13 protein-coding genes, 1 tRNA gene and 1 pseudogene are annotated in these 12,994 nt (G+C 59.4%); 8 read left to right on the top strand and 7 right to left on the bottom strand.

The genetic code is table 11. The features are described from left to right. Positions 1-29: 29 nt before the first annotated feature. From QMG28_RS16070 to QMG28_RS16055, 4 genes are all read right to left on the bottom strand, one after another. Positions 30-1,301: an McrC family protein gene (locus QMG28_RS16070; RefSeq protein WP_281843336.1), complete on the bottom strand. Its 1,272-nt coding sequence runs from the start codon at positions 1,299-1,301 to the stop codon at positions 30-32. 14 nt (positions 1,302-1,315) lie between these two features. Next, positions 1,316-2,923, bottom strand: a complete 1,608-nt coding sequence (locus tag QMG28_RS16065; protein WP_281843335.1) for an McrB family protein — start codon at positions 2,921-2,923, stop codon at positions 1,316-1,318. Between the two features lie 3 nt (positions 2,924-2,926). Next, the gene (locus QMG28_RS16060; RefSeq protein ID WP_281843334.1) at positions 2,927-3,808 is read right to left on the bottom strand and encodes a DNA-methyltransferase; all 882 of its coding nucleotides are present in this window, start codon (positions 3,806-3,808) and stop codon (positions 2,927-2,929) included. A 991-nt stretch (positions 3,809-4,799) separates the two neighbouring features. Then, a complete protein-coding gene (locus QMG28_RS16055) occupies positions 4,800-5,438 on the bottom strand; it encodes a helix-turn-helix domain-containing protein (RefSeq protein WP_281843333.1) in 639 nt (212 codons plus the stop codon). 201 nt (positions 5,439-5,639) lie between these two features. Here QMG28_RS16055 and QMG28_RS16050 point away from each other — a divergent pair, with 201 nt between their 5' ends. From QMG28_RS16050 to QMG28_RS16025, 6 genes and pseudogenes are all read left to right on the top strand, one after another. Beyond that, entirely contained in the window at positions 5,640-7,319 is a 1,680-nt protein-coding gene (locus QMG28_RS16050) for a type IV secretory system conjugative DNA transfer family protein (protein ID WP_281843332.1), read from the top strand. Beyond that, on the top strand, positions 7,312-7,683 hold the full coding sequence (locus tag QMG28_RS16045; RefSeq protein ID WP_281843331.1) for a hypothetical protein: 372 nt from the start codon (positions 7,312-7,314) through the stop codon (positions 7,681-7,683). Before QMG28_RS16050 ends, QMG28_RS16045 begins: the two co-directional genes overlap by 8 nt. 23 nt (positions 7,684-7,706) lie before the next feature. Then, positions 7,707-8,366: a hypothetical protein gene (locus QMG28_RS16040; protein WP_281843330.1), complete on the top strand. Its 660-nt coding sequence runs from the start codon at positions 7,707-7,709 to the stop codon at positions 8,364-8,366. Positions 8,367-8,439: 73 nt separating this feature from the next. After that, positions 8,440-8,586, top strand: coding sequence for a hypothetical protein (locus QMG28_RS16035; protein WP_281843329.1), 147 nt, complete (start codon positions 8,440-8,442; stop codon positions 8,584-8,586). Between the two features lie 167 nt (positions 8,587-8,753). Then, entirely contained in the window at positions 8,754-9,101 is a 348-nt protein-coding gene (locus QMG28_RS16030; RefSeq protein ID WP_281843328.1) for a hypothetical protein, read from the top strand. Further along, positions 9,098-10,120: pseudogene (locus QMG28_RS16025) on the top strand (recombinase family protein); the annotation flags it as partial. The gene QMG28_RS16030 and the pseudogene QMG28_RS16025, both read left to right, overlap by 4 nt. 511 nt (positions 10,121-10,631) lie before the next feature. On the opposite strand, the gene QMG28_RS16020 reads toward QMG28_RS16025, so the two are convergent. Together QMG28_RS16020 and trxC are read right to left on the bottom strand one after the other, a co-directional pair. After that, positions 10,632-10,707 (bottom strand) — tRNA-Ala (locus tag QMG28_RS16020). 79 nt (positions 10,708-10,786) lie between these two features. Next, positions 10,787-11,221, bottom strand: coding sequence for a thioredoxin TrxC (gene trxC, locus QMG28_RS16015; protein ID WP_281843327.1), 435 nt, complete (start codon positions 11,219-11,221; stop codon positions 10,787-10,789). Between the two features lie 108 nt (positions 11,222-11,329). On the opposite strand from trxC, the gene QMG28_RS16010 reads away from it, so the two are divergent. Both QMG28_RS16010 and QMG28_RS16005 read left to right on the top strand, forming a co-directional pair. Next, positions 11,330-11,518 (top strand): hypothetical protein, encoded by a 189-nt coding sequence (locus tag QMG28_RS16010; protein WP_281843326.1) that lies wholly within the window; start codon positions 11,330-11,332, stop codon positions 11,516-11,518. 12 nt (positions 11,519-11,530) lie between these two features. Continuing rightward, positions 11,531-12,727: a geranylgeranyl reductase family protein gene (locus QMG28_RS16005; protein WP_281843325.1), complete on the top strand. Its 1,197-nt coding sequence runs from the start codon at positions 11,531-11,533 to the stop codon at positions 12,725-12,727. A 14-nt stretch (positions 12,728-12,741) separates the two neighbouring features. Here the strand turns inward: QMG28_RS16005 and QMG28_RS16000 are convergent, their stop codons facing one another. Then, entirely contained in the window at positions 12,742-12,894 is a 153-nt protein-coding gene (locus tag QMG28_RS16000; protein ID WP_281843324.1) for a hypothetical protein, read from the bottom strand. Between the last annotated feature and the right edge of the window lie 100 nt (positions 12,895-12,994).

Below are 12,994 nucleotides of genomic sequence, written 5' to 3'. Positions count from 1 at the left end.
AAAGCAGCGCAAGTTAGGGATGCCCCTCGCTACGCGGGTTCCGGAATCACGGGGGCCGGAAACAGGGCACACACGTCATTCACCATTTGTAACTGAGCGGCGTGGATATCCCCCTGAATATTGACGCGGTAGTGATAGAACTGCGCTCCTGTCGAAAGCCGCCCCAGACGCTCGAGTCGTTGGCTCTCTCCCTCATTGGCGGGCGAAAACAGGACTCCTATCGGGGCTTTGGCTGCCGTGACGTGGCTGATGATCTGATATCGATCCGCCTCTTTCAGCTTGGGCTTGTACTTAACCTCGCCGAGCCCGATTACGTTCTTTTTTCCACGCCTGAAAATCAGGTCGGATTTGGTAGGATAAACCCTACTGTCCTCGAACAGCTTGCCTTGATGTTTGTTGCCGTCGAGGACTGCTATCTTCCGCTCGCGAAGCGCCTCCAGAAACGTCTGGCGAATGAAACGCTCGAAAATGTCTTCCAGATTGAACAGGAAGGACGGCAACTCTCTGCCGCCAGGCTCGAAGGTGAAGGCGATGCCGCCACCTGTCAGCAAGAGCTGATAGACGCGCAACATACCCGAATAATGCGAGCGCAGACGTAGCGAGACACCCTCGTCGAGAAAAAAGTCATGTGTCGTTGGCTCACGCACATCGACGCGCTGCAACGTATCCAGAGCAATTTGGATCATTCGGCGTTCGTCCTCCCAGTCTTCCGAGTGGGGAATGATCCGCGCAATGCGCAGACAGGCTGCCTTCACAATGCGATTAACGGGACTGTCCAACCCGAAATCGTAGACTCCCGAGACGGTATCGATGGGATTGCCGCGCGACAGATAGCGGCTAATCGTCGGACCGAATTCGACGCGCGGCTTGTAGTAGCCGCTCACGGTCCTTGTGTAGTAGCTGCGCTCGAACCCTGCTGACAATGCGCCGCGCAGGTAGTGACAAAAGCTTCGGGCAAGAAGCAGGATCGGCGCAGGGTTCGCCGTGCTCTGGTAGCTTCGTATGGTCGGCAAAATGCGCCCATAGGTTTCCCCCCCGATTTCCAGCATGGTCCAGAGGTTCTGAATCGGAAACTTCGGTACGATGTTGAGCGTGATAGAGCTAGTCAGCGGCAGGTATCCGATGAGCCGCAATGCCATCAGATTCACACCGTTTGCGACATCCCTTATATCGACGGCACCCAGTTCGCGGGTTTCCGGGAAGATCAGCGAACGGCCCTGGTGATCTATCAGATCGGCGCGAGGGAAAAACCGTTGTCCGCGTTCTTCAATTTCGATGACCCGAATTTCCGTAAGCGCCATGTCGCTCGCCCCGCTCAGGCTTCGGCTTCGGTGCCGCCGTCATCGTCACCTGTGACTTCGGCTTCTTCATCGATTTTCAGAAGCGCATCGACTTCCTCTTTGATGGCGTCGAATTTCTGCTTGTCGTGGAACAGGGTGCGCTGCAAGCCAAGGCGGACACGCCCCTCCCAGACTTCCGCCAGATCCTCGATTGTCCGGACCTGCAGGAAATTCGTGTGTCCGAAGCCCGCAGGAAATGCGTCGTTGAGGATATCAAACAGACGCAGTGTGCGGGTTAGAACGCGCTCCTCGACGCCCTTGTCTTTCAAGAAGCTCTGCAGAAAGGGTTTGTCGGGGTCCATAGCGATCACGATGAAGCGCCGTAGCAATGCATCGTCCAGATCGGTGACGGAGCGGTCAAACGGGTTGGCGGTCGCAAGGACGATTATGTTCTTGGGGAGCGACGTTGGTTTACCCGAAATCGCGAGGGTAAATTCCTTCTCGCGATAGTCGAGTTCCAGATAGGTCAGAAGCTCGCCGAAGATGCGCGCGATGTCACCACGGTTCAATTCGTCGATCACGAGGACGTAGAGATTGTCTGCATCCTTCCGCGCCTTATCGGCGAATTTCAGGAAATGCCGTTGATCGAGGACATAGGTGACGCCCATGCCTTTGTCCTCGGCCTTTTCGCCTTCCGAGGGCCGAAAGCCCTCCACGAAATCGTCATAGCCAAAGGCGGGATGGAATTGCAGGAACAGAATTCGGTTTTCATACCCAGATGTCAGGAAGTTCGCGATATCATGGGCATATTTCGTCTTGCCAGTGCCTGGCGGGCCTGCAAGCAGAAACGAATGGCTCGTCTTCTTGTTGATTGCATTACGGATGACGGCCAAAACGGCGTCATCGGCGCTCATGAACTCCTTCTTGGCAGGGTCAGGCTCGGGCTCGGGCGCGGCAGGTGGTGGTGCCGAGAGATAGAGCGCAAGACGCGGCGCAAGCTCGTTTAGGAAGTCATCATCGGTCGGTCGCTGGTTGATCGTCTGGGGCCACGCGCGGCCAGCCGTGAGTTTGAACCTGCCCTTGTAAGGTTCTTGAAAATCCTGAAGTTCAAGCTGGTCTTTCACTAGGTGATCGTAGAGCGCCTGCCAACTGTCGATCTCGTCGGGGAAGCCCGAGAAAGCGAAGAGCCAGACCATGAAGTCTTCAAAATGGAACGCGGCAGGAATTTCAGCCTCGAAAGCGCCTTGGAAAGCATCGGTGAGGCGGATCGTGGTCTTTTCGCCCTCCAGGTAGCCCTGCAATCGCATTTCGCGATAGCCCCGACTGGAGAAAAGATTGCCCCACATCTTCGTGTCTTGGCGGATGACGTAGTCGTTAGCGAAGTCACCGCGATCCCAACGAATGCCTTTCAGGCGCGGGCGCAAAAGGTTGTTTCCGGTATCAAAGGGCGCGATACCGATCAGTTTTCCATTGAAATAATGGTCGAGGAACTGGTCGGTTCCGAGCTTTTTGGACATATCCACAAGCTCGTCTTCTCCGACATCATTGGCCGCAAAAACGAAAGCGGGGATCAGCCAATTCGCGCTGATCCCCTGCAGGGCTTCAATCGACGACTTGATTGTCGGAATATCGAAGTATCGCACTTATCACTCTTGTTTTGTTTTCGTCCCTGGCTTGCGGAAGTTCATCCGGTTTCCGGTCCAGTCATCCCAGAGCGCCGACGGCCTTTGCAGCCCTTCTTCCACGACATTCCAAGCGGCTGATTCGTAACCCTCTGATTCTACAGCACCTTGCACATAGTCGATGTAATCATCCCCCATGTCGATACCCACGACGTTGCGATGATTTGCGATTGCAGTCAGCACTGTGGTGCCGCTGCCGACGAACGGGTCAAGCACATGGCCGTTGGGCGGGCTCGCGACTTCGATGCAGCGACGCACAAGCTCGGAAGGAAATGCCGCGTTATGGTTGGCGCGGCGATTGCGCTCAATCGGGATGTTCCAGACATCCTCTTCAACGAGCTTGGAGCGGTCGAAGCTGTAGAAGCGGCTTTTCGAGAACATGAAAACAAACTCGTACTGCCGATATGGACGGTCGCGCGCAGTCGGCTCGACGAAGGCGTTGCAGCGGTTCCAGATGATCGAACTGCGCAGCGTCCAGCCGCGTTGCTGCATTTCGAAAGCGACCTTCCAGGGAACGCCGATCATGCTCTTTTTCGGGATATCCCACCCGCTGACATCCACGGGGCGCACCTTCTTGCGAAGGAAGTTGCGGGACGAACATTTAGGGTCGCTTCCGTGCGGCTGACCGTTCCCCGAGTAGAAGGTGTCGCCGATGTTGAGGAAGAAGACGCCTTCCGGATGCAACGTCCGTTTGACTTCATCGAACACGCCCATCAGGGCATCGATGTAGGTGTCAACGGAATCCTCATGGCCAAGCTGCCCGTCATATCCGTAGTCACGCACCCAGAAGTACGGAGGTGAAGTCACAGCCACATTGAAGACATCGCTGGGCAGGCTTTTGAGCATTGACGCGGAGTCCCCATGCATGAGGCCCGCAAAATGCCCGGTCGAGGACGTGTATCCGTGAACGTTGCCGGATGCTGTGGCTTGGGACGGCGAAGATGATGATGCGATTTCGGTGTTAAGAACGGATGAGGGAGCGGATTCCATTGGGGGATGTTCCTGTATTGGGGCGCAGTGGCGTCTTTTCTTATTGTTACGCCCCAGATCGGAACATAACAAGAACATGTGGCGTTTCGGTTAATTCAATCGCGGGCAGTGTCGGTTGTGCATCAGTCTTCAGATCGCTGATCCAGGAACGGAAATCAGAGGGTGTTTGGCACAAACCCTAGAGGGGAAAGCCTCTGCGTGCAACAAGGTGTAGCACCGAATTCGTGATGCTGATCCGTGCTCGCGTGACATTGATGCAAACGAGGACCACTGCACTCTGGCCTTCAGTATGGTCGCAAGTCTCGACGGAATCGCCTCCATGGCCATGGCCCCCACGGCGTGGCGCAGGTCAATCGGGCGGTCGATTGTGCATGGTTCGGTGTCGGTGGAGAGGCACTTCTCCAAGCCTGACGAGCTGGGTTCATGGGGGCGGCGAAAGGCCCCCTGATCGTAATCCATCTTCGACAAGATGGCGGCATCCAATCCGCGCAGGGTTGGTCTCCATGAAATGGTCATGGGGGTATCGGTGGGAGCAGGAACGCTCCCCTGATTGGAGATCGGACGGCCAGACGTTCGTGCATGGTTCGGTGCAGGTGGAGAGGCACTTCTCCAAGCCCTGCGAGTGGTTGATCGGCGATACGATCTTGTGGCTCTGGAACGGGTTCAATACCCTGGAAGAGCCACGGCCTGGGGGATGCAACGGGGGCGCGCAGCGAGCCCCCTTGCCAAGATGGTGTTGTAGTACAACACACATCTTGCGGTGGCTCTTAACCCCAATCTGCGTGTCCTATCAGGTATTTCGGGGCGCATACCTACGAGGAGTCCATCGAACACCACAGTTGAACGCTCACAAGGGCACGCGCAGCAGATACCGCCGAAGGTCATCATAGAGCACGTTTCGCGGATAGTGGTGGAGGCTAGACTGGGTACGAAGCGAAATCAGCCTTTCCGCATCCGTTTGCCTGCGCAACTCTGCCTCCAATGCCGGAAAGCCCTCTGCGGCTTCACCTCGGCGGTTGCTGGTTCCCTCGCTGTCGATGCTGATCTCAACAGTGCGCAGGACCGTGAGGGCCCTCTTCATCTCGGGCGGGTAGTCAACGACAGCCCCGTCGCGGATTGCAACGCTGCAAAAGGTACGAATTGCGACCTCGAAGATCAGCCGTTGCGCGTCGTCACTGGTGCTCAATCGCGGAGCGTGGCGTTTAACGTGAGAGGTGAACATTTCACTCTTCGCGATGCCATGCAGAAACTGTCGCACCTCCGTGCCACGGTTTTGGCGCAGCGTAAGATAGTATCCTGCCCTACCGAATGCTTGCGGTTCGGCAAGTGCCGCTTCGATCAGTTTTTCGCGTAGCTCGCGGTAGCTCGCTCGGATAGTCTTTTCCGAAATCGCGATCTCCCTTGCCAACTCCTGGGCCGTCTTGTCTTCGGCAAAGCCGCGCAGGATTTTCAAAAAACGGTACTCGGACAACTTGGCGTTCCGCATGTAGCGGTTCTTTGGGCGGGGCCTTGGTCGCGCCGATTTCAAAATTGAAGGCCGCTTTTTCTTCATCTTGCCAACAGGTTGCACGGAGATTCTGTCTGCTGTGCTTCCCTAGCTCATTTGAGCGGCAATAGACAGAGACATAACTGCTCCGTGAGACGCTGACGGACAGGAAGTCGGCAAAACCTTGGAAGGATCGGAGCCATGCGAGAGCAGAGGCAACCGAACCCGCTCGGCAAGCTGCTGGGCGGCGGGTCGATTATTGCCATCTCGGCGGCCTTGGGCCGTGCGACGGGTGCGTCGAGCGATCCCATCTCCGCTGCGTATTCGGGCTTCATGTTGCTGGCGGGCATTTGGCTCGTTGCCAGTGGCACGCTCGATCTCATCCGCAAGATCGCCCTGCGGATTGCGCGCAAGCGGGCGCAGAAGCCCACAGGTGTCTACGGCGAGGCCAAGCTGGCCACGCCGCAGGACTGCGTGGATGCGGGCCTGACCATGCCGAACGGCCTGTTCCTCGGGCTGCTGCGTGGCATACCGATCTTCTTCAACGGCAAGGCACACCTCATCACGGTGGCCCCCGCTCGGCAGGGCAAGGGCGTCACGGTCGTCATTCCGAACCTGCTGCACTATTCGGGCTCGGTGTTCGTCACCGATCCGAAAGGCGAACTCGCCGCCGTGACGGCACGGCATCGGCGCAAACGGTTCGGACAGAAGATCGTCTATCTCAATCCCTGGGGGCTGCACGGCCTTCCGCGTCACCGCTACAACCCGCTCCAGCCGCTCATCGAGATGGAGGCCGATCCGCGCCGCCATCACGAGTTGGGCGATGCGGCGCGGGCGCTCGCCCTACAACTGATCCCCGAGCCTGCGGGCGGCGACAAGAACCAGTATTTCAGGGACGCCTCGCGCAACCTGCTCGAAGGTCTGATCCTCTACCTCGTCACCCGAGGCAGACCCGAGCGCTGCACGCTGCCCGAACTCTGGCGGCTCGTTAAAAATACCGAGCTGCTGGAAATGACGTTCATCGCCATGTCGCAGTCTGACGCGCTTGATGGGATCGTTGCCGCCTACGGCCAAGAATTCCTGAGCCAGTTCGAGGACAGCCCGAAGCAGTTCACGGACTTCCGCACAGGCGTATCGAATGCGCTCCAGATTTTCCGTCCTGGCGGGCTGCTGGCCGATGCCGTCTCGGGATCGGATGTGACCTTGCAAGACCTCAAGACCGAGAGCACCACGGTCTATGTGATGATCCCTGCCGAACGGATCGCCGACTACGGCGTCTGGCTCGGGCTGGTAACGAAGCACGCCATCAACGCGGTCGCCACGGGGCGGCGCGGCGAAGAGGTTCTGTTCCTGCTCGACGAGTTTGCCAATATGGGCAAGATCGCGGGCCTCTCCGAAGCCCTAACGCTCCTGCCTGGCTACGGCGTCCGCGTTTGGGCCATCGTGCAAGACCTCTCGCATCTGTCGCAGGTCTATGGCCGCGAAACCGCGAACATCATCCTGAGCCAGTCCGAGGTGAAGCAATTCTTCTCGGTGCAGGACTTGGACCTCGCGCAGCGGCTCTCAAAGCAGATGGGCGAGCAATCCATCGTCACGCGCAGCTACAACCTCGGCCAGCCTGACGATGACGAGTTGAGCATCAGCGTTTCCGAACGCGGCGTGTCCCTCATGCTGCCGCAGGACATCATGGGGCTGCCCGACAGCCATCAGCTTCTGTTCGTGAAATCTGCCCCGCCCGTTCTGGCCGAAAAGGTTCCGTATTGGGACGTGTCGCCGTGGGCGGAATGGGCCGATCAGAACCCCATGGAAGGCGATCACCCGCGCGGGCGCAAGCCGCGCCTGCGCCTGCGCTACACCATCAAGGGAGGCAAGCATGACTGAGGTGAAAGTCGAAGTCCTGAGCCGCAAGCCGCCGCGTCCGCGCAAGTTCCAATGGGCGCGCGTGGATCGGGTCAAGAAGGCGCAGCCCAAGACAAGCGCCGTCACAAGCGCCGCCAAGCTGGCCTGGTGGATTGTGAAGCCGCGCCACGCAAGTTGGGCGCTCGCCTCGATGGTGGCCGTGGTGGTCATGTTCGGCACGCCGCACATGCTCGTCACCTATCGGTGCGGCGGGCAGCACTGCGATGAATGCCGCTACATCGGCGTTCAAGGGATGCGAAGTCATCTCGGCCCGAACTGGACGTGCCCCGTCATCACCATGCTGCCCGTCAATTGGGTCGCCCTGCAACGGCAACTCTTCAATTGATCCATGACCAAAGGAGACTGACGATGAAATTCCTTGAAACCCTGAAAGACCAGATCATCGGCACGCCGCGCCTCGTCCGCGATGGTGCTGGCGCAAAATTGACCGCCGCTCATCGGCTGCCGTCGAGCGGCGATGAAATGAAAACCGTGTTTCGGATCGTCGGGTTCGGCGGCGCTGCCGCGATCCTCGTGGCGCAGTATCGCCCCGACACCGTGACAGAACCGAACACCAACATCTTTCTGGAGTTGGGCAACACGGTCGTCGGCGGGCTGCTGAATGCGGCTGATCGGCTCGGCGCGGTGATCCAAAGCCATTCGCTCGATGTGCCGTTTGAAAGCTTGCATGGCTGGGGCGTGGCGCTCGCCTTCCTCGGCGGCGTCACCGTGTTCCGCCATTCGGGGCTGTTCGATCTCTACACGCACCTGACCAATCGGGAGCACGTCAGGATCGAGGTTGACCGAGAGACCCTGACGCTGCGGCGCGGGACGTTCAGCCTGCCCAAGCGCTTCGCGCGGGACGGCATTCAGGACGTTCTGATCCTGCCGAACCACAAGACGGGCCATGACGTGATGCTCCAGCATGACGGCAAACTGACCCGTCTTGCCAGCATCTTCGGCGACCTGACCAGGCCGACGTTGTTCAAGCTGAAACTCACAGAAGCGCTCAACAAAGCGACGCAATAACGGGCGCGGGCAAAGAGCAGCCCGAACCCATTGGGACAGTGCACACCGCAAACCATCACAGAAGGACAAAGCAATGTCGAACCAACAACATCAACAAGGCCAAAGAGACGCCCAACAGGGCAAAGGCCCCCAGAACACCCACGGCATGAACCATCAAGCCGCCAACAGCTACAACGCTGGCTACAAGCAGGGCGCGAGCGGAAATGGCGGCAAGAAGTGATGCCACGCGGGCCGCTGTAGCGGCGGCCCGCACCACAAACCCAGTCCGCGATACAAGGCTAACCCTCTGAAAAAATGAAACAAGTCACCCAGAATTTTACGAACCACAACCAAAGATTGTATACTTAAAGATAGGGCATCGCACGCGCTGCCCAGAAAGGTAAGACGATGAAAGACGATATCAGAAACGGCAACGGCACCAGCCTATCTGAGAATTTCGCCTCTTCGGCGCAGCGCATCGTGGAAATCGACGTGGCGAAGTACCAAGAGTACCTCGACGATTCCGACATGACGCCCGAACAGAAAGAGGACTTCCTGCGGGCCATGCTGTGTATCGTCCTCGCGATCCGCGATCTGGGGTTTGAAGTGCGTCCACTGGAAGAATTCAGTGGAAAAGACCTCGAAAACCGCACTCAGAGCCCCAAAGTGGCCTTGGATCGGGTAAGATCAAAGGAGCAGCTCAATCTTGGAACCAATAGAAATTCCGGCCCGATGGGCGGTCTGGAGGTAGAATGACGAACAAAAACATTGAACAAGGGGACACGCGCGCGGTCATCTACTGCCGCGTGTCCAGCACAAAGCAGAAGACCGAAGGCAGCGGCCTCGAAGGTCAGGAGCACCGTTGCCGCCAATATGCCGCTGCGCAAGGCTACGAGGTCGAAGCCGTGTTCCCCGACGATGCGTCGGGCGGCGGCGACTTCATGAAACGGCCTGGCATGGTCGCGCTACTGACCTACCTCGATGCGCAGCCTGACAAGGACTACGTGGTCATCTTCGATGATCTCAAACGCTTCGCGCGGGATACCGAGTTTCACATCAAGCTGCGGCGCGAGTTTCTGCAACGCGACGCGCGGATCGAATGCCTGAACTTCAAGCTCGACGATACGCCCGAGGGCAAATTCGTCGAAACGATCTTCGCGGCCCAAGGCGAGCTGGAACGCGAGCAGAACAGGCGGCAAGTGATCCAGAAGATGAAGGCACGGGTCGAGAAAGGCTATTACGTCTTTCACCCGCCCGTTGGCTACCGCTACGCCAAGGATCGCATTCATGGCAAGTTGCTCGTCCGTGACGAGCCTGTGGCATCGATCATCGCAGAGGCGCTCGAAAGCTATGCCAGCGGGCGGCTCGCGTCACAGAGCGAGGTGATGCGCTTCTTTGAGAGCAAGCCTGATTTCCCGAAATCCTCCGATGACGGCAGCGTCCGCATCACCAAGGTTAGGGAAATCCTGGAACGTCCAACCTACGCGGGATACGTCGAGGCCCCGAATTGGGGTGTCAGCTTGCGCAAAGGGCATCATGAGCCCCTTATCAGCTTCGCTACGCATGAGCGCGTCCAGGAGCGCCTCAAGGGCAACGCCAACGCTCCCGCGCGCAAGGACATCAACAAGGACTTCCCGCTGCGCGGCTTCGTGCTGTGTGACGATTGCGGCGAGCCCATGACGTCCTGCTGGTCGAAGGGACGCAATAAGCCCTACGCCTACTACCTCTGCGACACACGAGATTGCGTATCCAAGCGCAAGTCTATCCCGCGTGCCGATATCGAAAACGGAGCAGAAGCGATTCTTCGCTCTCTGCAACCTGCCACGCAGCTCTTCGATCTGGTCAGGGCCATGTTCATCGACGTTTGGGAAATGCGTCTCACCGAGGCGCGTAGCGCCAGAAAAACGCTAGAGTCCCAGATCAAGGACATCGACGGCCAGACCGAGGCGCTCCTTGATCGGATCGTCGAAGCGTCGAGCCCGTCTGTCATTCAGGCGTATGAAGCGCGCATCGAAAAGCTAGAGCGTCAGAAGATCAGGCTTTCAGAACATGCGGCGCAAATTGTGCCTCCGAAGGGACGCCTAGAGGAATTTATCGAACACGCCCTGACTTTTCTGGGAAACCCTTGGTTTCTTTACGAAAAAGGCGGATTCGCCTTCAAGAGAACTGTGCTGAAATTGGCTTTCGCAGAGCCTCTGCGGTACAGTCGTGATGGAGGTTATCGAACCGCTAAAATCACCTTTCCATTCAAGGTGTTAGCAGATTTTTCAACACAAAAGTGCGATTTGGTGGAGCCGAGGGGAATCGAACCCCTGACCTCGTCATTGCGAACGACGCGCTCTCCCAACTGAGCTACGGCCCCAACGCGGTGGTATCTGGCCTTTCCGGCCTCCGCTGTCAAGCGGAAAGCGGGGCGATTTTTCGCGCCCCGCCAGCCGCGATCAGCCGGTCAATTTCGCCTTGGAGCGGACGAATTGCTCGATCGCGCTCGCGGGCACCGCGCCGGACTGGCGGGCGACTTCCTTGCCGTTCTGGTAGAGGATCATCGTCGGAATGCCGCGGATATTGTGCCTCATCGAGACCTTCGGGTATTCCTCGGTGTTGATCTTGGCGAGCCGGGCATTGGGGGCCAGCGCCTGCGCGGCCTTGGCGAATTCCGGCGCCATCATCCGGCAGGGGCCGCACCAGGGCGCCCAGAAGTCGACCAGCAGCGGCACATTGTCGGTCTTCGAGGCCTTGGCGAGCGCGTTCGCGTCCATTTCGCGGACCTTGCCGTCAGTGAGCCGGGTGCCGCAGGTGCCGCATTTGGGGCCGGCGCCGAGCTTGTCGGCGGGCACGCGGTTGACCGCGCCGCAATCGAGGCAGGTGATTTTCATGGAAGCGGCCATCGGGCAATGTCCTTAATAACATTCGGGTTGGCGCATATGTGCGCTTGCGCCGGGCGCGTTTCAACCCCATCTGCGGCAGAGCGAGAGAGGTGCGACATGAAGGCCTGGGCCGAGCTGACCACGGATGAGCAATTGCAGCTCCGGCTGGATTATCAGGCCCATCTCGACAGCCTGCCGCCGACCTGCTCGCTGGACGATAAGGTCACGGCTTTCGCCAACTGGCTGGCCGAGCGCGATGTTGGCTTTTCCTTGGAGGACGTTTCGCGTAGAAGGCCCCGGGATTAACCGGGGTGTATCATGACGGAAGCAGCGAAATCCTATGATATTGTGGTGATCGGGGCGGGCCCCGCGGGCTCGTCGGCGGCGCGTCACGCGCGCAGCCTCGGGCTTTCGGTCGCGGTGATCGACAAGGCCGTCTTCCCCCGCCACAAGCTCTGCGGTGCGTTGCTGTCCGGGCGCGGGCGCAAGGCGATGAAGCGGGTTTTCGGGCTCGATACAGACCGCGAGCATTTCCTCTATTCGCGCACCGTCGCCTTCAAATGGGACGGCCAGCACCTCGCCCGGTTCAAGTCGCCCTACGAGCTTACCTATACCTATCGCCTCGATCTCGACGACCGCTTGCTCAGGGAGGCGATCGCGGCGGGGGCCGAGGATTACCAGGGCGTCCGCGTCGAGACCATCGACGAGGCGGCGCGCACGCTGGCGCTCAGCACCGGCGAGACGATCGGTTTCGGCGTGCTGATCGGGGCGGACGGGGCGGCGAGCCCGGTGGCCAAGCACCTCTTTGGCAAAGCCTTCGACGACGACAAGATCGGCTTCGCCTTCGAGGCCGAGGTGGCGCCCGGCTGTGAGGAAGAGGCGGAAATGTCCATCGACTTCCGCATCGTCGACTGGGGCTATGGCTGGAACTTCCCCAAGCATGGCAGCCGTACCATCGGCCTCGGCGCGATCAAGGGGATCGACCAGGATCTGAAGGCGCGGATGGCGCGCTACCTCAAGCTGCAGGGCGTCGAGGCGGATGACGTGAAGATCAAGGGCGCGCATATTCCGCTCGGCGATTACAAGCCGGTGCCGGGGCGCGGCGCGGTGCTGCTCGCGGGCGATGCGGCGGGCTATGTCGATCCGCTCACCGGCGAGGGGCTGGCCTATGCGATGGAAACCGGCGCGGAGGCGGCCGAGGCGGCGGCGGAGGCACTGAAGGCGGGCAAGCCCGCCGAGGCGCTGGGCCATTACCGCAAGCGGATCAAATATGTCGAGACCGAACTCGATAAGGCCAAGAAGCTGCGCCAATATGCGTTTTCCAGCAAGCTCAGCGGGTTGTTCCGCGAGAAGCTTTCCAGCTCGGTGACGATGCGGCAATCCTTCTTCGATCTGCTCGAAGGCGAGGCCAGCTACTCCGACATCGAAAAGCGCGTCTCGAAGCAGATCATGACGAAAATCACGTCGACGATGACCGGCTGGCCGGCGCGGCTGGCCGGGAAGCTGCGGGGCTGAGCGCGCCGCGCCGCTCACATCGCTTCGGCCAGCGTTTTGAGCTGGTCGGCCGCCATGCTTAAGCCTTCTTGAAAGCTCATCCCGGCGTGCCGGTCGGGCCTTTCGTGTTTGGCGGCCAGTCGTTTTTCCGGCTCTTTCGGATCGGCCCGTCCTGCGCTTGGGGGCATCGAGCCGTGCCAGCACGCGGCTTCAGGGCGACGATCCGCTGGCGCCCCTCCTTGTGCTCCACCGCCAGCCCGGCAGGTTTCGGCGCCGCCCGTCTGGTCA

Source organism: Sinisalibacter aestuarii, from assembly GCF_027923545.1.
GTDB classification, from domain to species: domain Bacteria; phylum Pseudomonadota; class Alphaproteobacteria; order Rhodobacterales; family Rhodobacteraceae; genus Sinisalibacter; species Sinisalibacter aestuarii.
This window is presented reverse-complemented; position numbering and strand designations above follow the sequence as displayed.